The following is a 21,484-nucleotide window of genomic DNA, read 5'->3' on the forward strand; positions in this document are numbered from 1 at the left end:
TGGCAGAAGAAATTATTTAGACCAATGATCAAAAACTTCATTGATGACTTTATTCTCGATAAAAATCATCTGCTACCACAGAGAGTCTATAAATAATAGTGCGTAAGTCCTATAAGTTTTAGTTATTTAATTAAATAAGATATAAAAATACAGACGTAAAAAAACCGCTGATTAGCGGCATTTTATCTCATCTTTAAGATGATGGTCGGAGCAGTAGGATTCGAACCTACGACCCCCTGGTCCCAAACCAGGTGCACTACCAGGCTGTGCTATGCTCCGATTACTCTATAAAAGAGTGGGGTGAATGACGGGATTCGAACCCGCGACAACTGGAATCACAATCCAGGGCTCTACCAACTGAGCTACATCCACCATAACGTTTGGCTCTATGTACCAAGCTACCAACTAAATGGCGCGCCTGACAGGATTCGAACCTGTGACCATCCGCTTAGAAGGCGGATGCTCTATCCAACTGAGCTACAGGCGCATAACGATGATAATACTATCAAGCGATACTTCGCCGATCTTAAAATAATGTTTTTCAACATCTTTTAAATGGTCGGAGCAGTAGGATTCGAACCTACGACCCCCTGGTCCCAAACCAGGTGCACTACCAGGCTGTGCTATGCTCCGATTTATCTCAGCTTTTATTGTATCGCACATCGTGCGGTACGGTGTGCATTCTAGGCTTGACGTCGCATCACGTCAACACCTAGTTTTAAAAAAAATGATTTTTCCTTATCAAATGTATATTTAACAAGCATTTTAACGTTTTAGAGAAGCACTAAAGTTCAACATTCGATCGAGTGGTAATTTTGCGCGCTCAGCCAATGCTGGATCAACGTGTATTTCTTGATCAGCGTGTTGTAACACGTGCAAAATACCATCTAACTCATTCATTGCCATCCAAGGACAATGGGCACACGAACGACATGTTGCGCCCTCACCCGCCGTTGGCGCTTCGAATAATTCTTTATCTGGTGCTGCTTGCTGCATCTTATAGAAAATACCGCGATCAGTAGCTACGATCATTTGTTTATGCGGTAAAGTCTGCGCTGCTTTGATCAATTGCGAAGTACTTCCCACTGCATCTGCAATATCTACTACAGATTCAGGCGATTCAGGATGAACTAAAACTGCTGCATCAGGATATAGTGCTTTCATTTGTGCAATACCACGTGCACGGAATTCTTCATGTACGATACACGCGCCATCCCATAGCAACATATCAGCACCCGTTTTCTTTTGGATGTAACGTCCTAAATGCTGATCAGGTGCCCAAATAATTTTTTCACCCAAGCTATCAAGATGCTCAATAATCTCGACTGCACAGCTTGAAGTCACTACCCAGTCAGCACGTGCTTTCACAGCTGCCGAAGTATTGGCGTACACCACGACAGTATGATCGGGATGTTGATCACAGAATGCTGTAAACTCATCTACTGGACAACCCAAGTCCAAAGAACAGGTTGCCTCAAGTGTAGGCATTAATACTGTCTTTTCAGGAGATAAAATTTTTGCTGTTTCGCCCATGAACTTTACCCCAGCAACTACAAGAGTTGATGCAGCATGATCACGACCAAAACGCGCCATTTCTAGAGAATCAGAAACACAACCACCTGTTAATTCTGCAAGCTCTTGAACATCAGGATCACAGTAGTAATGTGCAACAAGGACAGCATCACGCTTTTTAAGCTCAGCTGCAATTTGTGCAAACTTTTCTTGTTTCACTTCTGGGCTGAGGCTATGGTCCTTTGGCTCACCCAAACGATCTAAATGCGCCTGCACAATATTTTTGGCTTCGTTCGCAATTAAATTCGCATCATTCATAAAACGTCTTCTCTATCCTGCGTGCTTGCATCACAGCAAACATATAACGTGGGTATCTAGGGTGATCATTTGGGATGAATCACTTCGTCCACACATGAGTGATATAAAAAAAGCCCCACTGTGGAGGCTTTATTATAACGCATATTTACGAACGATAATCGGCATTAATTTTGACGTAGTCATAAGAAAAATCACAGGTATAAACTGTGTCTTTCGCTTCACCTCGTCCTAAATCAATACGAATCGTGATTTCTTTCTCAGCCATCACAGCAGCGCCTGCTTCTTCGGTATAGTCAGGATTCGCACCACCATCCAAGCAAATCTGTACATCACCTAACCACACTTGAACCTTACTGCTATCTAAGTTTGGAACACCTGCTTTACCAATCGCCATTACAATACGCCCCCAGTTTGGATCAGAAGCGAACAAAGCTGTTTTAATGAGTGGTGACTCAGCAACACTATAAGCAACATCACAACACTCTTGGATATTGGCTCCGCCTTCCACCTGTACCGTAATGAATTTAGTTGCACCTTCACCATCACGCACAATCAATTGTGCTAAACGATTCATAATACGCGCAAGTACCTCCAGCACTTGTTGGTAACGAGGGTCATCTTGTAATTCAATTTCCGCACCACCAGCTAGACCTGTTGCTACAAAAATACATGAGTCATTGGTTGAAGTGTCGCCATCGATTGTGATGCGGTTAAACGAATGTTCGACAGTCGTTTGTAACAGTTGCTGAACAAGTACTTTTGATATTGGTGCATCTGTTGCAACAAAGCTCAACATGGTTGCCATGTTCGGGCGAATCATACCCGCACCTTTACTGATTCCAGTCATGGTGTATGTCACACCATCAAGCTCAAACTGTTCAGATGCACCTTTCGGAGTAGTATCTGTGGTCATAATGCCAGAAGCAGCTTCAGCCCAACGATCCGCATTTAAATCATTTAATGCAGGCTGAATACCTTGAACTAAACGCTCAATCGGAAGTTGCTCACCGATTACACCTGTTGAAAAAGGTAGAATCTGATTCGCTTGGACACCTGCTAATTCCGCTAATTTGGCACACGTCGTTTCTGCATTTTTATAACCTACAGTTCCTGTTGCCGCATTTGCATTACCAGTGTTAATAATCAAATAACGTGGTGTACTTTCTGCCAAGTGTTTTTTACTAAGCAAAACTGGCGCAGCAGCAAATGCACTTTGAGTAAATACACCTGCTACATTTGAACCTTCAGCAAATTCAAAAATGACTAGATCTCGTCGATTTGGATAACGTACATACGCCTCAGTTGAGCCAATTTTTACACCCTGCACCACATGCATAAGTGGCATTGTTACGTCACCAACAGCCATTTTTAAACTTCCATTCAATTTGTTATGAAAAAGAAAATGAATACATACCCTATATATGAGACTCGGAAAGTTCATCTACAACCTGCGTGGTATTTGTAATATCCCGTTTCTGCGATAGATAAAACAAATGCAGCAAGTGAACAGGTTTTGTAGATGACAATGCCTTTGGTTACTTTGGGCGAAACCAAAGTAACTCGAACCGAAGGTTATTCCTAATATTGGATTACGCTAAGCAAGACACCGCCTCGCCAATAACTGAGTTACGGTTCAAGTCATAAAATATGTGGATTCATATCTGTTAAGTAGCTTATTCCAAAAAGCAATGAAAATCGAGTATTAACAATACAGATTATGGAATTTGACTTTGCTCTAAACTGAGTAAAATCTGCTTCTTATCCAACCCACCAGCAAAACCAACCAATGCCCCACTCGATCCAATCACTCGATGACACGGCGCAATAATCGAAATCGGATTCTTACCATTCGCAGCACCCACTGCACGAACAGCTTTTTCATTACCAATCTGGAGTGCAATCTCTTTATAACTACGTGTTTCCCCATAAGGAATCGTCAATAAAGCCTTCCAAACCTGCTGCTGAAAATCAGTGCCATGAAAATCAAGAGGTAAATCAAATTGTTGACGCTGTCCTACAAAGTATTCTTCTAATTGTTTTTTAACTCGCTGTAACATCGGATGTTGATGATCTTCTAAGGGCTTTGCTAAACGCACTCTTTTATGATCTTCATTATCCCACATGACTGCAACTAAAGCCTGATCATGTGCAACCAGTTTTAATGCACCTACAGGAGAATCCATATACATATAAACCAATTGCATTAAAAATTCCCCATAGGCTTTGTTCTATTCAGCTTACTCAATCCGATAAGATGCTGAATTTTCTTAATTTGAAGACAATTTCATTAAAATCAGACCAGATACGATCAACACTGCTGCAATCATTCGCATTGCGGTCATCGGCTCATTCAAAATGAGAATACCCACCACGAAAGAGCCAATCGCTCCAATCCCTGTCCACACCGTATATGCTGTACCTAAAGGAAGTGAACGCATTGAAATCGACAATAAAACAACACTTAAAATCATGAAAACAATAGTCACGATGCTTGGCGTTAGCTTTGTAAAACCTTCAGACATTTTCATAGAATATGCCCAAATAATTTCAAAAATACCCGCCAAGATTAAAATTGCCCAAGCCATTTTTAACAGTCTACTTTATCAATAGTCAGGTCGTCCCAACGTGATTCTTTGCAAGGAGGTCGTCCTCCTTAGTTGAACAGTTTACTGTAAAATGCGCAATTGTGTGAATTGTTGTGTATCTAGACAACTTAAATAATTGAAATAATTAAAATTGCTTAATACAACTATTACTGCCAAACGATACTTTCAACTTTCATGAGTTCACAAGCACCATTCCCCGTATCTTCTCGAGATAGAGAGCTTTTCCATCGCCAGCCATCTGAAGCCTGAATCTCAATCAATGAACCTTTTAAATAAACCAAATCATCTTTTTTTATCTTCTTCATTTGTGATGCAACAGAAGGATTTGCTGGGACTAAATGCATGTTGGCACTATGTGTTGCAATTTCTCTTAATGAAATAGGCGGCTCATTTTCAACTTTCCAATAATACCAACGATTACCTTGAGAAATATCAATGCGCTCATATACTTGCGGTTTCGCCATCTCTCCCCAACCGACAGCAATGTCGATCGGTGAAAATTCAGCTTCTCGTCCCCAATGATAATCTTCTTTGGATAAGACACGGAAAGAACCTTCATACTTTTCTAATTCAATGATTTGAAAATTCTGTTGTGTCTTGAGTTGATCTAAATCAGGAACAGGTTTTAAAAAATTTGTCCAAATTAACCATGCAAATGCGACTGCTAATACCCAATACATCCATTTAGGCATCTCATTTATCCCTTTTGTTTCGTATCGCATTCATCCATTGATTTAAATGCTGAAATATAGTTTTCAAAAAAATCTGGAATTGGTAAAAATAATTATGCTTAGATGAATCTATAGATTCCTCTTGTATCGAACCCTTATGTCGATCAATCATGATCTGAATCGGTTCATAATGCGACATGGTTTGTTGCAATTCCACCCCTAAATTCAAACACTCAAGTTTATAAGTGAGCTGAGATAAATCATCTCGATGGTACAACGTGAGGTGCTTACAATCTAAATCGATATGATGCTCGATTAATACTTCCGAGAAAGGAATTAATGCTTTTCTGATTCGTTGTACATCCTGATCATCTTTCATCAGAGGAATATAATAATAGCTCACCTGCATAGAACTATTATTGCTCCGCTGTGAATCTGAAAAAGACGATTGATTGCTAATCTTTTCGAGGGAATCTGTTATTGCTGTTATTTGATTGTTTTGTTGTTCTAAAGCCATTTATACACCATCAATGACTCAAAAAAGATACTGCTAGTATAAACCAACAGTATCTCAGTAAAGTGACTTTTTAGACAAAGTATCAGAACTTTAGCGTTAATCCTGTAGCATATAACCAACCCTTTTCACTTTCAGAAGCAGATTGCCATGGTGTTTGCTCCGCACCTTTATGATAAGCATATGCTACATCTACAAAAGGCATAAGTTTTTTATTGATCTCATAACGCACTTGTACGCCCGTTTGTAGTTTAGATAACCCTGATTTCTTTGCATATTTTGATTCATCACTCAATACCACATCTGCATTCAAATAGGGTTGAGCAATTAACTTTTGTGTAAATAGCAAGTCTCGACTGGTTTCTAAACTCAACTGCCAACGCTGATCTTGTCCAGCAAAAACATAAGCTTCTGTTTCAAAGAAATATGGTGCTAAACCATGCAAACCGAATACAGCACTCCATTGATCTTTATCTAGCTGATGTTCTGGTTGATATTGATAACGTACACCCGCCTGTATATCCCAAAAATCTGCAATATTTCTGCTATATAAAGTCATTGCTTCAGTTTCAGCTTTTTCTGATTCAGCCTTCTCAACATGGGCTTTGATGAAGATTTTATTTTCATCTGTACCCACCCATGTTTTTAACTCGGTGCTTACACTACCATTTCCATCTTCATCTACCGCCCAAGCATTTTCTAAACTGGTTGACTGGTATATTTGCCCGCCATGTTCGTTATGATGGCTATGCTCTGCATCTTGAACATCGCTTAAATATGCAAGTTTGGACTGTTCATGTTTCTGATGATCTGCCTTTGACGTTTCCATCACAACCATCTGTTGCTGTGAAGCTTGATTCATCTGCAACATTTGATTATGAGCTTCATGGGCATGGGCATGGGCAAATCCTCCCAAAGAGGATGCAATACCACTCACCACGATCAACTGTGTATATCGTTTCATCTTCGAAGACTGCTTAATGATGTGCATGGCTTTCTCCTGTCGATGGTTGAACTGGTGTAGATGTGGGTTGAGTGGCTGTTTTTGCCTCATTGACATTCGCAACAATCAACTTACTCATCATTCCTGCACTCATGTGATAGAGCAAATGACAGTGAATCGCCCACTCTCCTAATTCATCAGCTGTCAGTAATGCAGTTACGGTTTTACCGGGTGGTACGATCACGGTATGCTTATTTGGCATATCGGCTGCGCTTTGTCCATTTTCTAGCTGCATAAACATGCCATGTAAATGCATAGGATGTGCCATCATACTTTCATTGACAAACTTCAAACGAATTCGCTCACCGTACTGCACTTTCAATGGTTCAAAATCTTTATCACTGAATTTTTTACCATCAATTGTCCAAATATATCGTTCCATCGTCCCACCTAAACGAATCACGAGTTCTCTTTCTGCAGCACGCGTATCAGGCTGAGGAGTTAATGCTTTTAGATCGGTATATTGCAATGCTTTATGTCCAACAGGTGTGGATGCATTTGCCCAACCTTGAACAGCTTGTGGTTTATGTTGGTTTGTTACGGAAATCGATGATTGTTGCTTATCCGAATGATGATGCATCTGGCTCATATTCATGTCGGTATGAGATTTATGGTTCATATCGCCCATATCCATTTCACCATGCGCATTATGATTCATTGCCATCTTACTCATCTGAGTATGTTGGTTATGATCCATTTTAGATTTATCTATTCCAGTATGCTGGCTATGATCTATTTTGCTCGTTTCATCTTGCGCATGCGCTCCATGTCCCATATCGTCCATGGTCAATAAAGCACGTGGACGCGCTGCTGGCATCGTCACGGTGTGTTGTGTTGGCTTCATTTCATTTTGCAATGACGCGATTGCAAAACCAGAACGATCAATTGACTCTGCTTGAATTTGATAATGCGGTTGAGTTGGTTCAACAATTACATCATAAGTTTCTGCTGCACCAATTCTAAATTCATCGACTGGAACAGGTTGGACAGGCTGACCATCAGCACTAACAACCATCATTTTTAAATTAGGAATTCGCACATCAAAAAAAGACATCGCCGAAGCATTGATAAACCGTAAGCGAACTTTTTCTCCTGCTTTGAAAGCACCTGTCCAATTTTGTTGTGGTGTTTTCCCATTCACTAAAAAGGTATAGCCAGTGACATCCGATAAATCAGTTTTCAGCATGCGCATCTGATTCCACATCGAACGATCTTGCCATGTAGCTTTCAAACCTTGATCTTTCACTTGTGACCAAACATCAGCGACTGTTTCACGTTGATTTTGATAGTACTCCGCTGATTTTTTTAAATTTGCCATGATCTTGTCACTTTTCGTTTCATGGAAATCGGAAAGCATCACGACATAATCACGTTCAGCACTTTCATGTTTGGCTACAGGCTGTTTTCCTTTGGGATAAATAACCAAAGGACCATATAAACCATCCTGTTCCTGGCCTTTACTATGTGCGTGATACCAATAAGTTCCGTTTTGTCGTACTTTAAAACGATACTCAAAACTACCATTAGGCTTAATACCTTTAAAGCCATTGAAGCCTGGAACACCATCCATAAGCCCTGGTAAAAGTAAACCATGCCAATGCAGAGAGGTGTCTTGATCTTTAAGTTGATTATGGACATGAATGACCGCTTCATCCCCTTCTTCAAACTCCAGCAAAGGCGCAATAAATTTGCCATTCACTGTAATTCTTTGAACAGGTTTTCCTGTGACATTCACCATCTCTTGATTGATATTAAGATGATACTCTTTGATTGCAGCCATGCTATAGGGCGCGAATAAGAGACCGAAACTCGCAATAACGCCAGCATATAATTTTGAAGACATGAAATAATCCTAATCTATTGATTCATCAAATTTCCCTAACTATAAGAAGTTAAGAAAAGACTGAGTGGCTGATAGATTAGGCTTTGGGAGGACGAAGAATTTCTTGCCAATATCCAGCTAAGTGTCGAGCTTGATATGCTGTTATTAGATGAATAGGTCGTTCAAAAACAGATAAAGCAGATAGTTCAGGTATATTTTGATCGAGTGTAAAACTCACCGTTTGACAATGTGATGGATGATTACAATCTTCACAATGTTGCTGATTTGGCACTTTTTGGTCATGACATTTACTCAAACTCGTCATGTCTTGATGTGCCATTTGCATTTGATGATGCTGTTCACTTTTCATTTGCATCTTGTGACACGGCATATCCTGAATCGTTACGGTGGATTGCTCAGCATGAATTGTATGTACAGCTGCAACGGCGACATTACTCCCCCCGATGAAAAATATCATCAGGAACACAAACCACATATGTTTGTATCTTTTGAGATGTAGCACTGAATATTCCTATCCACAGATCAGAATCTTTATCTATATTAAGCATAAGTTGTTTCATAGTTATGCACAATCATGTTTATGTTCAAATTATGCAATATTCAACAACTTTAAACAGAGTGATGCTGTTTTATTCAACAATATCTGCAAAAATCATTCATGAGTAAAAATAGAGCAAAATAAATAATTTAGCGCACAAAAAAAGGACAAAAACTTGTCCTTTTTCGTTCAAACTGCTGTGAATATAAACAACTGAAATCATTTTGTTTATTTTAACAACATCTTATCCACTCGCTTATCAACATGGTTATCCACGTAGTTATAAACAAAGTTATCCACAACTCAGTGTGAAAAATAGGTTAAATAGACTAAATTTGTTTTGCACCAACATTAGCCAACTCTGCACGCATTTGGTCGATCACTGTTTTGTAATCTGGTTGACCAAAAATTGCTGAACCAGCAACAAACATATCTGCCCCAGCTTCTGCAATTTCTCGAATATTTGCAGGTCCTACACCACCATCCACTTCTAAACGAATATCACGGCCACTTGCATCAATAATTTGGCGTGCTTGGCGAAGTTTTTCTAATGTCATCGGAATAAATTTCTGCCCACCAAAACCAGGGTTTACACTCATTAATAAAATTTGATCCACTTTATCTAGAACATAATCAAGATAATGTAATGGTGTCGCAGGGTTAAAAACTAATCCTGCTTTTGCACCACCTGATTTAATCAACTGCAAAGAGCGATCAATATGATCTGTCGCTTCTGGGTGGAAAGTAATGATATCGGCACCTGCTTCCAAGAAGTCACCAATCATACGATCCACAGGAGAAACCATGAGGTGTACATCAATTGGTGCTTTGATACCGTAATTTTTTAATGCTTTACAAATACCTGCACCGAAGGTCAGATTCGGAACATAGTGATTATCCATCACATCAAAATGTACAACGTCTGCGCCTGCAGCTAGAACTTTTTCTACATCTTCACCTAAACGAGCAAAATCAGCAGATAAAATTGAAGGAGCAATGAGATAAGGCTTGGACATGGATAACCTGACAATGACGAAGGAATGATTCCGTGATTATAACAAATTCATACTGCTTAGGGCTGTTAGAAAGTGATTATTCGAGCATTGCAAACATGCAACACCACGTTGCAGAGTTACTATTTTTTTATCATTGGTTATTTGCTAAGGTAATTTTCGATACAAAAAATGAAGTCGTATGATGAAGAGTACTACACAGATTGAAACAGTCGAAGGTAAACGAATCGCTAAACGTTTGCTCAATCACTGGAAACATAAATTTGAAGTTGAAGAAACTGAAATCTATTCAAAAATTTTGATGCCTACTGCAACGGTGACACTCACAGCACAACAGCAACACTTAGAGGTCATCATTGAAAATCAACAAGATGATGTCGAGCGACTAGAGCAAGTTGTAATAGATCATTTGAATCGAATGGCTCAGCAGGAATTCGCTGCCAATTGGACCCATCAAGAATAAGAAGCTCATAATGAGCTTCTTTCAAAGATTAAGCATTCTTTTCTAATTGAATAGCATGAAATTGCAAATGATCATCGATAAAGCTTTGAATAAAATAGTAGCCATGATCATAACCTTCATGCAAACGTAAAGTAATATGCTGGCCAGACTCTAAACATGCTTGTTTAAATTTTTCAGGATTTAACTGCGCAAAGAATTGGTCTTCTAAACCTTGATCAATCAGAATTTCTTCAAATTGAGACCCCTTCTGCTGCACTAATGCAGTTGCATCGTGTTCTGCCCAACGTTGTTGATCCTGTCCTAAATATTGACTAAATGCCTTTTCACCCCAAGGACAAATACTTGGTGCACAAATCGGTGCAAATGCCGAGACCGATCTAAAAAGTTCTGGGTACTTAAATGCTAATGTTAGAGCACCATGACCACCCATTGAGTGTCCAAAAACCCCAACCTGATTTTCAATGATTGGAAATTCTTGCAAAACATGGGCATAGAGTTCATCAACAATGTATGACTCCATTTGATAATGCTCAGCCCAAGGTTGTTGAATCGCATTAATATAAAAACCAGCACCCTGCCCAATATCCCAATGATCGCCTTGAGCAACGTGCTCTCCACGTGGAGATGTATCAGGAGTAATCAAAATAAGACTTAATCTTGCTGCCATGCGTTGTGCATGTGCTTTTATTGCAAATGTTTCTTCAGTACACGTAAGCCCTGCAAGATAAAAAAGCGCAGAACAAGGTTTGCCATCTAAAGCAGCTGGTGGGAGATAAACACCAACGCGGCTTGAGCCTTTGAGGTGTTGTGATTCAAGTTGATAAATCCTTTGTTCACCCTCAAAACAACGATTTTTTTGCAGTAGCTGCATGTTGATCATCCTGTGTTTTTGTAATGTCTGTTGTTGTAATATTTTGAGTAGGGAATAAATATGGTTCTAATTGCGGCAGCATGAGTTCCATATTACGACCAATTGACCATTGTGGTTCAGATGGCTCAAAACCTTGTGCAGTTTCCCACTGTGTCACCGTTTGTTTGGCTTGTTCAAAGGCTTTTTTCATTGAAGATTGTTCACGCATCGCCAAATCAAAAAAAGCTCGACCAAAATAAGTATAATCTGCTTCATTATTACAGCCAAAAGAGGTCTTATCCGCTGCTGATGCAGTAATAATCAATGTTTCTGGAGACTGTAATGCGGGAATAAAACTTCCAGAATAACATGCAGAAATTACAATCACTCGCCAACGAATACCGGACTTATCCAGAGTTTCACGTAACCATTTTGGATCGACCTGACCTAATTCAAGTGGTGCATTTTCTAGTTCAAAATGATTTTTTTCACCATGTGATGTCATATAAAGAAATAAAACATCACTATCACGATTCATCTGTTGACCGATACGGCGCAAAGCAAGCTCGATACTTGTCTTTGAAGCTATTGGTACTTCTAAACGCGTGGCAGGGTTATTGACCAGCATGATAGAACGGTCGACAGTTCCAAAGCGTGTATCAAACTGCTCTTTTATACGCTCAACTTCAGATTTAAAAACATCCACATAACTATCACCTGCAACACCTAAAAAGTACCAGTGACTTTGGGCAATGTCGCCATATTGGATGTTATCTAATGCTTGTTGTAATAAATTGCTCTGAGCATAAAATGCTTCCTCTGAAAAGCTTGGCGGAGTTTCTTCGACTTTCCAAATCGGTTGATCTTTCACCGATAATTGCCAAACTACCATCGTTGCAATCGTTGCGATAAAAACGAGAGCTCGCTCCCACCAAGGCCAATTCAGCGCACGTGAGAACACCCAAATTACGGCTAAACTTTGCCAAACAAATAAAGCCACAAAGAATGGTGGTAAAAAACCATTATAGATACTATCAGGAATGAAGTTTAGATATCCATTCGATCCTAAATACTGAATCAAGCACTGTAAGAGCAAAATATTGGTATCAAGAACCAACCAGAGTAAAGCAGGCACTAACATCAACCGTGCTTGGTTCATCCGTTGAGATAGAAAAATCCCGACAATCAAGGCAATGAACGGCCAAAGCGCATAGCCAATGAGACCTTGAGGGTTAAAATCACCTACTTGACCAGCTACTAACCAACTATACAACGAGTTTGTACAGCCACCTAAGATCCCCCAAAGGATCAGCTGGGTGATAGAGGGATGAACCACTTGTAATGAACGGCGGGACCCGAGGAACAACCACATTCCAGCAATTTGGTTACTTTTGAAATCATGCCAGATATTAATGGAGGGTTTGAGATCTATCATAGAATTCTTCGGGAGTATCTCTTTTCAAGCCTAAACTAAAAAATATGCCAAACGTTATAGATTAAATGTCGCTTTTTCAAAATCGTTAATATATGCAACCGTAGTGTAAGCTTAGCAAGAATTTTTTAGCAATCATGCTTTTGAACTATATCACAAATTTTTACCGAGCATTGACCTAACCCAAACAATCATCTGATAAAAAGACTCAAATTTAACCTTTTGGAAAATAAGCATCAAATCGACAAGCATCCCCTAACCATTGATGATCAGGATGTTGTTCAGCAAGATAAACTGCATGGCGTGGTCGTTTAACAATTACTCTTTTTGCAATTTTCTTAGCTAAATCGAGTAGTTGATCACCCAAATCCATTTCACCATCTTCGGGTAATAACATATGCAACAACTGCATTTGTTTTTTGACTTGTGCCTGTTTTTTTATCGCTTGCTGATTTTGATCACGCTGGGGAAACATCGGATCAAGATAAACAACATCTAGATATTCACCTTTTTGTGCTAACTCATTTAAATAGCAATTTGAGTCTGCATGTATAAGTTGAATGCGTTGCATAGTGGCTTGTAAAAAGAGATCTCTTTCCGCTTGTGCCTTAGCATATTCGAGTAATACAAATAAAATTGGATGTCGCTCAATTAAGCGTACATTGGCACCCAAATGTGCCATAAGCAAGCTATCGTGTCCCAACCCTGCTGTAGCATCAATAAGTGTTGGTTTCTCTCCAAGTTGGCATGCCCTCGCTATCATTTCTGATTTTAAACTTGCTCTTTTTAAACGAGGAATTTCAGCACACCAATCGGGCTGCATTTTCATGCCATTTGCACTGAGACTTAAACCATCTTCATCCAATACCAATGCCATATCAGGATTCAAACGTAAAAATCTTGAGTTAATTTTCTCTACAACATGACCCTCAAGTTTTACATCTAGTTCAGCAAAACGAGCTTGAAGTTGCTGAAATGAGTGTTCATATTCTGCTTGATACCAACATATCATCCTCATTACCAATGCACCCAACCTGTCCACCATGTTGCAAGGATAAATACCCCAAAACCGATACGATAATACGCGAATGCCGTAAAATCGTGTTTAGAAACATATCGAATCAAGGCACGGATCACGATCAAAGCAGAAATAAAAGCAACCACAATCCCAACTGCAAGTACTGCTAAATCATTACTATGTAAATCATTTCGCATTTTATACATATCGAGTAAACCTGCACCCATCAATACAGGAATACCTAAGAAAAATGAAAATTCAGCGGCAGCTTTACGTGATATCCCTAAAAATAAAGAACCAATTATCGTTGAACCCGATCGTGAGGTACCAGGGATCAAAGCAAAACATTGAATTAACCCAATCAACGTTGCTTGTTTAAAAGTCAAATCATCCACTTCAGAACTGACAACTAAATGCTTGCGTCTTTCCGCCCAAAGAATAATAAAACCACCAACGATTAAAGCGATAGCAACAGTAATGGCATTAAATAAATAAGCTTTAACCACATCACCAAATGTTAATCCAATAATCACAATAGGAATTGAAGCAATAATTAAATTTAGGCTTAAACGTCGACCTTGCTCCTGACCTTTCATTGCTCCGATCAAAGCACCCCATAATTTGCCCCAATACTCATAAATAACTGCAGCAATCGCACCGATCTGAACTGCAACGGCAAACATATCTCTTTTTTCTACAGTCCAAAAATCGAGCAACTGTCCAGACAAAATAAGATGACCTGTACTTGAGATGGGTAAAAACTCTGTTATGCCCTCAACCAATCCCATTATGGCTGCTTTAAATAGCAATAAAATATCCATAACTCACCTTAATTTGGTTTGCCCTGATCAGCAATTTTTTTCCACGCATCATCACGTAAATAAACTGGCAAGGCATGTTCTGCGTCAACCCATTTTTGTTGAGTTGCATAAACTCTTGCGATGGTTGCGATATCGTGCGCAGTTGCTTTGATATCAGCAACATTTTGATTTAAGGCTTTAGATTCATCTTCTTGCATAAACTCTATAAGAGTTGCACCTGAACCAATTGGTGTAAACTTACAGTATTCACTAGCACGCTCATAAGCTAATAGTTTTTCTTCATCGATTGCTTGCATAATACCAAACTGATCTAAGCTGTAATTCGCAATATACACTTCTTGCATTCGTGCATCTAAAACAGCAGAAACTTGTTTCAAACCGGTTAATCGATATGCTGCTTGAGCTAAAGCTTGTAAAGTAGAAACAGGTATAACAGGCAAATCATGCGACCATGCCAAAGCCTGTGCAACTGCAGCATTGATGCGCACACCACTAAACGAACCAGGACCTCGGCTAAATGCAATTGCAGTTAAATCAGAAAGTTGGGTCTGAGTCTGAATTAAAGCCTGCTCTGTTAAAGGCAAAATGGTTTGAGTTTGTGCCTTTGTTCGCTCATCCAACTGAAAATAGAGTTCTTGTGTGTCATCAATTAGTGAAACTGAACACTGCTCATTTGCAGTTTCCAATGCAAGCAATTTCATGCAAAAACCTTGGTATAAAAGAGATGAAAAACGTCGAGTATCATACTCCACTCAGACATCATAGGCGAGCTGTTCTATTTTTATGGATACAAAAAAGCCAAGCATTCACTTGGCTGAGTTCATATCAATTTATCTGAAGTGCTTTAGAAATTAAACGCTTCTAAATTTAGGAAGTTTTTAAAATGCTCGGCATAATGTAAGGCACTCATTCGTAGTTTAACCGCACCTTCATCATCTACAGTTTTAACTATTTTACCAGGTGAACCCATTACGACTGAATTATCAGGGATCACTTTACCTTCTGGAATTAAAGCGTTCGCACCAATAATACAATTCTTACCAATCACAGCATTATTTAGAATCACCGCATTAATACCAATTAAAGAATTATCACCGATGGTACATCCATGTAACATCGCCTGATGGCCAATCGTAACGTATTCACCAATATTCAATTCAATACCAGCATCTGTATGCAAAACAGCGTTCTCTTGAACATTCGAGTAATTACCGATTCGAATTAAACAGTTATCTGCTCTAACGACAGCACCAAACCAAACACTCACTTCACGCCCTAATTCGACCTGACCAATCACAGTTGCTGTCGGTGCAACCCAACCATCCCAAGGTTGTTGAAGTGCTTTAGGAGTAAACTCTTTATATTTGTACATCATTTTAAAAACTCTACTTTTCAAAGTGAAATTAAAACTTAGCTAGACCAAAGTTAGGTGGATTAACTAGAAATGGCCATTTTTTTTGATAGCCTAAACCGTATTGGAATAATGAAACGAGCATTCTTGCGGTGAGACCCCACACGACTTCGCTTTCAACTTGCATGCTTGGAAAATATAAAGATTGACGGGCTAATCTAACTTCATAAGGTAAAGGAGGAGCATCGATTAACTGTTTTAATGGTACAAAGAAAATACGATCAATTTCTGAGGGCTGTGCAATAAGGTTTACTTCCGCAGGGATTAAGCCAACAATTGGTTTAACAGACAATCCACTCCGTGCTCTTTGAATCGGTAAATCACCCAATAATTTAACATCGAAAGGATTTAGTGCGGTTTCCTCTTGAGCCTCACGTAAAGCAACAACAATATTGCTTGTATCGCTAGGATCACGTTTACCGCCAGGAAAAGAGACCTCACCTGCATGTTGAGATAAATGAATTGAACGACGTGTCAATAAAACTCTAGGCTGAGTCTCCTGCGTAATTGCAATTAAGACTGCTGCATCAGCTTGTTGAATTCGTTTGGAAAATCGCAACCGTTGTTCTAATAGCTGTATTAACGATGCCTCTTCCATGCTACTCATCCCTCTTTGAATGCTTTTCTTATGCACCAACATCATAGCCGAAATTTTACAGAGGAACATAGCTGATCCTAATGCGAATTCATAAAAATTCAGTTATGCTGAGTTATCTCTAGGATTGATGATAATTATGAGCTTTTGTGTAGCGTGTGGACATCAAACTGAAGCAAAAATTCCATTAGGTGATCATAAAACACGTCTTGTATGTACAAATTGTGGCAATATTCATTATGAAAATCCCAAGGTTATTTGTGGTGCTTTAGCCCTATGGGATGACAAAGTTTTACTCTGTCGACGAGCAATTGAACCGCGCTATGGTTTATGGACTTTACCTGCTGGTTACATGGAGTTATTAGAAACCATGGAACAAGGTGCAGCTCGTGAAACACGTGAAGAAGCGGAAGCTGAAGTTGAAATAGAACAACTTTATTGTATGTACAATATTCCGCGTATTGGACAGATATACGTATTATTCAAAGCACATATTAAACAAGGTTTCTTTGGAGCAGGTGAAGAAAGTATTGAATGTCGTTTATTTGAAGAACATGAAATCCCATGGTCTGAACTCGCATTTCCAAGTGTTGAACAAACATTGAAACACTATTTTTCTGATCGTAAATCAGGAACATTCACAACTCATCTAGAAACGTTGGGTACTCGTTTAGACCATACGGGTTAAAAAAAAAGACCGCTTAACGCGGTCTTTTTTATATTACGACTTAACTTTAATTGCCTTACATGCTGGGATAGATTGATCTGCAATCTTAATACTTACCGAACCAGAGAAACGTTTCGCTAATTCACGTTCTTCTGCTGTAGGAGCTACGTATTTATTTTTTTCCTCTGTGGTCAAATCATCATATAAACGATTATATACATCTACAAAATATGCATAAGTATTTGACCATGTCACTGTATTATTTGAGAAATTCGTTAAATTAATGCCCGTTGCTTGACCTGCAAGAAGGTTATTGATATTGATTTTCGCCCCAGTGCCTGCAGTTACGTTCAAGCCAAACATTACTCCATTGATATTTCCAAACTTAGGATTAGACAATATCGCTCTCACACTGATTGATTTATCATTCGTTGAAAATAATGTCGCTCCCGTTGTACCAATTCGGAACTGTTTTTGATCATTACTATCTGTGATTGAACCATCACTATTCACTGTCTTCACGCTGCCACAAATACCAGACATATCTGTAGCTGTTGAATTCGCTTTGATATCTGTACGTATATCACCATTTTCATCAATGACAATTCCTAAATCGACTGGAGCTAGGTTTGCTTCATTGCTGAATCTGAATGTTAAAGTAGCATACAAAGGGAAGATATATTGCTGATTTGATGCAACATTATTTCTAGTTTTAAAAATGTCTTTAGCTAAATAACTCGAAGGATTAATCTTAACAATATCAACAGTTCCATTATAGTTAGCACTTGATATAGACTGTTTCCATAAACCAAGATGAGTTGTGTCAACGGTATCCGTATCTTTGGCTTTAATCAATTGTTTATAAAAGTTAGTTGTACCAGGTATAGTATTTCTATTGATTAGCTTACCTTGATATATCAATAAGTCTTCAGCTGAATTATTTTCTGAAATTTTAAAACGTAAAGGTTTATTTGTATTTACTTGCATATAGATCGGATCAAGCCAATCCTTTTGCGCATCTACTTGTAATTTAATTGGTTTTACCTTTGTAATCAAGGTAATTGGAGCAACAACCAACCCATTCGTTATAGTTGCAGCTCCTTTCCATTGCTGACCATCACCAATCGTATATCCTTGTCGATCAGACAATAAGAAGAAAGCGCCCATTGAATGCAATAGATTGGTGTCATTATCTACGCATTTTGAAGTCAATTCTTTATTACAACCGAAGAACCCATCTGGGCGGAAATTATTAACACTTGTACTTTCACCACCAGCTTTATATGCCGGTAAATCAGCTTGCCAAACCCCCGTGTTAACCAAGTTTAAAAGACGAATTAATAGTGTATAAGCTTGGTCGTCAGAAACTTTTGATACATCTAACCAGGGTTGTAAAAGTGTAATGTATTCACCAGACAATAATTCATTAACACCAATATCTTTAGTGACATTCACTAATAAATCTTTCTTCTCTTCAGTAAATTCTATCGGTTGTATATCTCCAACTACATTGTCATTTCTTTCAACGCCCAGACTATGCATAATTCGAATCAGAGCAACAGCAACTCGAATAGTTTCATCATTTTTATCAAGTGAATTTGGTGTCTTGCCAGTTAATGCAGTAGCGAAATCTATTACTCGTATATGAGGAATAGTTGTCGTTTTTAATTTAGAAATCGTATCAAGCTTAATTGTTCCAAGATTGATTTTTCTCGCCGCAGAACCTTGAATATAGAAGCTGGCTTCATCTCCTAATTTACATGCTCCGGTAACAATATTACCTTCTAATTTAGTTGCAAAATGATTGATTTTATCTGTACTGCAATCAAAATTTAGTCCAGAAACAGGATAATCAAGGACAAATTTCAAACAATCAGTTGAAGTGACATCGCAACTTGTATTTGATGTAACACCATCTACGCCTTGATTTGGGTCCTCATTTATTTTAGCGCTTTCACCACCACAAGCCGTCATCATTGCAGCAATTATAGATAGGCTTAGTGGTAATATCGTTCTTTTATTCATACTAAAATTCATCCTAATATTTACTGAATAACAGAGATTTTTATCTGTCCTTGATTTGAAAGCTCTTGTTCTGGTACATCAACTGCTGAGGCTAATGGTGTCATCATTACATAGTGAGCTGTTTCTGGGACACGCAAAACACCTTGAATAGCAGCATGCTTAAAAGTTGATTCATGTACAGTTTCATTTTTGAAACCACTTACACCTTCTTGGATACAACCTTTTTTATCTAAGAAGATAACAAGTGGCCAATAATATACTGGTTTATTATTACTGGAAGCATAGGAATCAATCTGATGTGTGCTGAATTAGCAGGAGACTTTCACTTGGGAGATTCTAGGCAGCTAACCGATAAAAGTCTTCTGCCATTTGATTTGGTGTCTTAAAATCCAAGCCTTTTTGAATTCTTCGCTGATTATAAAATAACTCTATATATTTTGTAATATCCACTTTGGCTTCTTCCCTTGTTTTGTAGTTGCGATGATGGACTAGTTCATTTTTGAGTATGCCCCAGAAACTCTCTATCGGTGCATTATCAAAGCAGTCGCCTTTTTTGCTCATTGAACCCTGAAAATCAAATTTCTCAAGTAAGTTTCGATATTCATTACTGCAATATTGGCTGCCTCTGTCTGAATGTACAATGAGATCTTTAGCAGGTTTCTGATTGCGAATAGCCATATTCAATGCATCACAAACAAGCTTGGCTGTCATGCGCTCATTTAAGCTATAGCCAACAACCTGTTTCGTGTAAAGATCTTTGACAGCTGCCAAGTACAACCAGCCCTCAGCCGTCCAAATGTAGGTAATGTCACTCGACCACGCAAGATTAGGCTTCGTCATTGAAAACTGTTGCTTGAGTAAATTGTCATAAATAGAACGGTTGTGATCACTGTTCGTGGTTCTTTTGAAACGCTTATGGCGCTTACAATACAACTGATTTGACTTTTTTATTTGGCGCACAGCATACGTACTTATTTTGATACCTTGCGCTTGTAAATGCTTGGTTAATCGAACATAGCCATAGCTTTGTTTGGTTTCTTCATGGGCTATTTTGACCAAAATTGTCTGCTGATTTCGCTGAATTGATCTTTTACTCATGCCTCGCTTTAGCCAATCATAATAGCGAGAAACGGATACACGAAGTAATCGAGCCGTTAAAATAATCGGAAATAAGTGGCTTTGCGATTTCATATAGGCGTACCTCACTGACTTTCTTTGGCAAAGTACGCTGCTGCCTTTTTTAAAAATTCACGTTCCATTTCAGCTGTTTTGAGCTGTTGTTTAAGCTTCTTATTTTCTTCGAGTAAGGCGTTTAGATCGGGCGAATACTGTTTTGTGCCTGCTAAAGCTCCAGCCTTTGCTTTGTTATTCCAGTTCGAAAGGGTTTGCATTGAAATACCAAGTTGTCTAGCGGATTCCGATACATTACCTTGGTTCTCTTCAATGGCTTTTATGGCTTCAGCTTTAAATTCTGCGGTGTAAGTCTTCTGTTTCTTGCTCATGGTAAACTCCTAATGAGTATGTATAGTTTACCAAGTTAAACCCTCCTGTTTTTTAAGCACACATCAATCTGAATATATGTAATCGGATTGTCTAGTTCAACTAATTCGTATTCAAATTTCTCTTTTAGAGGTTTTCTTGGCCATAAACCAATATCTTTATTAAGACTAAGCTTTTTAATTGATTTTGTATAATTTTCAACAAAACAACGATCTTCTTCAAGTGCTAATGCTAAGTCTTCTGGTGATAATCTTACATAATTTGTAGAAAGTGTAATCGCTTTACTCGACTCCATTGAGCGACTCATTATGCGATCCAACATTGAGCGACTAACCCCTTTTTTACGCTCAATAGTTTCTAAACGCCCACTCCCATCAGGCATAGTATAAAAACGCTTTTTCCCTTCTAGATTAAATTCTTGGCCTTCTAAATATTCATTATTTACATATGACACACCATCGATACTGGTAAAACCATCTTTTTGCTGTGCAGATGTATTGGACTCTTTTTTCAGTTCTTTATTATTGATTGGAGTAACAACTTTTGAATCTTTTTCTTTTTGATTTATATCTTTTAGGACTTACGCATTGACAGATTCAAAAAAGTATTAAAATGCTTTATAAAGTATCTGTGATTAGACGAATTAAACATGCTTCTACAGCAACCTGTACTCTACCCATTTAT

21 protein-coding genes, 4 tRNA genes and 2 pseudogenes are annotated in these 21,484 nt (G+C 38.6%); 2 read left to right on the forward strand and 25 right to left on the reverse strand.

All coding sequences use genetic code 11. The features are described from left to right. Window positions 1–202: 202 nt before the first annotated feature. From ACSC97_RS13125 to rpe, 14 genes are all read right to left on the reverse strand, one after another. A tRNA-Pro gene (locus ACSC97_RS13125) sits at window positions 203–279 on the reverse strand. A gap of 17 nt (window positions 280–296) precedes the next feature. Continuing rightward, window positions 297–372: transfer RNA gene (locus ACSC97_RS13130), tRNA-His, on the reverse strand. Window positions 373–410: 38 nt separating this feature from the next. Then, window positions 411–487, reverse strand: a tRNA-Arg gene (locus tag ACSC97_RS13135). A 69-nt stretch (window positions 488–556) separates the two neighbouring features. After that, window positions 557–633 (reverse strand) — tRNA-Pro (locus ACSC97_RS13140). A gap of 132 nt (window positions 634–765) precedes the next feature. Continuing rightward, window positions 766–1,830, reverse strand: a complete 1,065-nt coding sequence (gene nadA, locus ACSC97_RS13145; protein WP_004914354.1) for a quinolinate synthase NadA — start codon at window positions 1,828–1,830, stop codon at window positions 766–768. Window positions 1,831–1,975: 145 nt separating this feature from the next. Beyond that, a complete protein-coding gene (gene argJ, locus ACSC97_RS13150) occupies window positions 1,976–3,196 on the reverse strand; it encodes a bifunctional glutamate N-acetyltransferase/amino-acid acetyltransferase ArgJ (RefSeq protein WP_436661346.1) in 1,221 nt (406 codons plus the stop codon). A 349-nt stretch (window positions 3,197–3,545) separates the two neighbouring features. Then, window positions 3,546–4,034: a methylated-DNA--[protein]-cysteine S-methyltransferase gene (locus ACSC97_RS13155; RefSeq protein WP_125271985.1), complete on the reverse strand. Its 489-nt coding sequence runs from the start codon at window positions 4,032–4,034 to the stop codon at window positions 3,546–3,548. Between the two features lie 63 nt (window positions 4,035–4,097). Further along, window positions 4,098–4,415 (reverse strand): DMT family transporter, encoded by a 318-nt coding sequence (locus ACSC97_RS13160; RefSeq protein ID WP_004952367.1) that lies wholly within the window; start codon window positions 4,413–4,415, stop codon window positions 4,098–4,100. A 167-nt stretch (window positions 4,416–4,582) separates the two neighbouring features. Continuing rightward, window positions 4,583–5,128: a hypothetical protein gene (locus tag ACSC97_RS13165; protein ID WP_436661349.1), complete on the reverse strand. Its 546-nt coding sequence runs from the start codon at window positions 5,126–5,128 to the stop codon at window positions 4,583–4,585. Window position 5,129: 1 nt separating this feature from the next. After that, on the reverse strand, window positions 5,130–5,624 hold the full coding sequence (locus ACSC97_RS13170; protein WP_075696130.1) for a hypothetical protein: 495 nt from the start codon (window positions 5,622–5,624) through the stop codon (window positions 5,130–5,132). An 82-nt stretch (window positions 5,625–5,706) separates the two neighbouring features. Next, window positions 5,707–6,612 carry a copper resistance protein B gene (locus tag ACSC97_RS13175; RefSeq protein ID WP_436661351.1) on the reverse strand — a complete coding sequence of 302 codons (906 nt, stop codon included), beginning with the start codon at window positions 6,610–6,612 and terminating at the stop codon, window positions 5,707–5,709. Next, on the reverse strand, window positions 6,599–8,467 hold the full coding sequence (locus ACSC97_RS13180) for a copper resistance system multicopper oxidase (protein WP_436661353.1): 1,869 nt from the start codon (window positions 8,465–8,467) through the stop codon (window positions 6,599–6,601). Before ACSC97_RS13180 ends, ACSC97_RS13175 begins: the two co-directional genes overlap by 14 nt. 76 nt (window positions 8,468–8,543) lie before the next feature. Beyond that, window positions 8,544–8,924 carry a hypothetical protein gene (locus ACSC97_RS13185; protein WP_436661355.1) on the reverse strand — a complete coding sequence of 127 codons (381 nt, stop codon included), beginning with the start codon at window positions 8,922–8,924 and terminating at the stop codon, window positions 8,544–8,546. Window positions 8,925–9,334: 410 nt separating this feature from the next. Next, complete coding sequence (gene rpe, locus ACSC97_RS13190; RefSeq protein WP_004952348.1) at window positions 9,335–10,021, reverse strand: ribulose-phosphate 3-epimerase; 687 nt, start codon at window positions 10,019–10,021, stop codon at window positions 9,335–9,337. 181 nt (window positions 10,022–10,202) lie between these two features. Here rpe and ACSC97_RS13195 point away from each other — a divergent pair, with 181 nt between their 5' ends. After that, window positions 10,203–10,481 (forward strand): DUF2218 domain-containing protein, encoded by a 279-nt coding sequence (locus ACSC97_RS13195; RefSeq protein ID WP_004914384.1) that lies wholly within the window; start codon window positions 10,203–10,205, stop codon window positions 10,479–10,481. 28 nt (window positions 10,482–10,509) lie between these two features. On the opposite strand, the gene fghA is transcribed toward ACSC97_RS13195, so the two are convergent. The 7 genes from fghA to ACSC97_RS13230 all read right to left on the reverse strand — a co-directional run bounded on the left by fghA (window position 10,510) and on the right by ACSC97_RS13230 (window position 16,620). Next, window positions 10,510–11,352 carry an S-formylglutathione hydrolase gene (gene fghA / locus ACSC97_RS13200; protein ID WP_112987410.1) on the reverse strand — a complete coding sequence of 281 codons (843 nt, stop codon included), beginning with the start codon at window positions 11,350–11,352 and terminating at the stop codon, window positions 10,510–10,512. Next, complete coding sequence (locus ACSC97_RS13205; protein ID WP_004914392.1) at window positions 11,321–12,766, reverse strand: C13 family peptidase; 1,446 nt, start codon at window positions 12,764–12,766, stop codon at window positions 11,321–11,323. Before ACSC97_RS13205 ends, fghA begins: the two co-directional genes overlap by 32 nt. Before the next feature lie 211 nt (window positions 12,767–12,977). After that, window positions 12,978–13,781: a class I SAM-dependent methyltransferase gene (locus ACSC97_RS13210; protein ID WP_436661358.1), complete on the reverse strand. Its 804-nt coding sequence runs from the start codon at window positions 13,779–13,781 to the stop codon at window positions 12,978–12,980. Further along, on the reverse strand, window positions 13,781–14,602 hold the full coding sequence (locus ACSC97_RS13215) for an undecaprenyl-diphosphate phosphatase (protein ID WP_151723148.1): 822 nt from the start codon (window positions 14,600–14,602) through the stop codon (window positions 13,781–13,783). The genes ACSC97_RS13210 and ACSC97_RS13215 overlap by 1 nt, the downstream gene beginning before the upstream one ends. Window positions 14,603–14,610: 8 nt before the next feature. Further along, complete coding sequence (gene tsaB / locus ACSC97_RS13220) at window positions 14,611–15,303, reverse strand: tRNA (adenosine(37)-N6)-threonylcarbamoyltransferase complex dimerization subunit type 1 TsaB (protein ID WP_436661361.1); 693 nt, start codon at window positions 15,301–15,303, stop codon at window positions 14,611–14,613. A 143-nt stretch (window positions 15,304–15,446) separates the two neighbouring features. After that, window positions 15,447–15,977: a gamma carbonic anhydrase family protein gene (locus ACSC97_RS13225; protein WP_099948139.1), complete on the reverse strand. Its 531-nt coding sequence runs from the start codon at window positions 15,975–15,977 to the stop codon at window positions 15,447–15,449. A gap of 28 nt (window positions 15,978–16,005) precedes the next feature. Next, window positions 16,006–16,620 (reverse strand): CoA pyrophosphatase, encoded by a 615-nt coding sequence (locus tag ACSC97_RS13230; RefSeq protein ID WP_005403193.1) that lies wholly within the window; start codon window positions 16,618–16,620, stop codon window positions 16,006–16,008. A 127-nt stretch (window positions 16,621–16,747) separates the two neighbouring features. Here ACSC97_RS13230 and ACSC97_RS13235 point away from each other — a divergent pair, with 127 nt between their 5' ends. Then, entirely contained in the window at window positions 16,748–17,296 is a 549-nt protein-coding gene (locus tag ACSC97_RS13235) for an NUDIX hydrolase (RefSeq protein ID WP_436661362.1), read from the forward strand. Window positions 17,297–17,329: 33 nt separating this feature from the next. On the opposite strand, the gene filF is transcribed toward ACSC97_RS13235, so the two are convergent. From filF to filE (ACSC97_RS13255), 4 genes and pseudogenes are all read right to left on the reverse strand, one after another. Then, a complete protein-coding gene (filF, locus tag ACSC97_RS13240; RefSeq protein ID WP_436661364.1) occupies window positions 17,330–19,300 on the reverse strand; it encodes a putative pilus system protein FilF in 1,971 nt (656 codons plus the stop codon). A 20-nt stretch (window positions 19,301–19,320) separates the two neighbouring features. Further along, window positions 19,321–19,596: pseudogene (gene filE, locus ACSC97_RS13245) on the reverse strand (putative pilus assembly protein FilE); the annotation flags it as partial. Between the two features lie 40 nt (window positions 19,597–19,636). After that, a protein-coding gene (locus ACSC97_RS13250) for an IS3 family transposase (RefSeq protein WP_436661366.1) occupies window positions 19,637–20,802 on the reverse strand; the annotation gives its coding sequence in 2 pieces (ribosomal slippage) (window positions 19,637–20,544 and window positions 20,544–20,802; 1,167 coding nt in all). Between the two features lie 62 nt (window positions 20,803–20,864). Beyond that, window positions 20,865–21,374, reverse strand: a pseudogene (gene filE, locus ACSC97_RS13255) (putative pilus assembly protein FilE); the annotation flags it as partial. Between the last annotated feature and the right edge of the window lie 110 nt (window positions 21,375–21,484).

Origin of the sequence: Acinetobacter sp. P1(2025) (assembly GCF_051390655.1) — a bacterium.
Lineage (GTDB): Bacteria > Pseudomonadota > Gammaproteobacteria > Pseudomonadales > Moraxellaceae > Acinetobacter > Acinetobacter junii.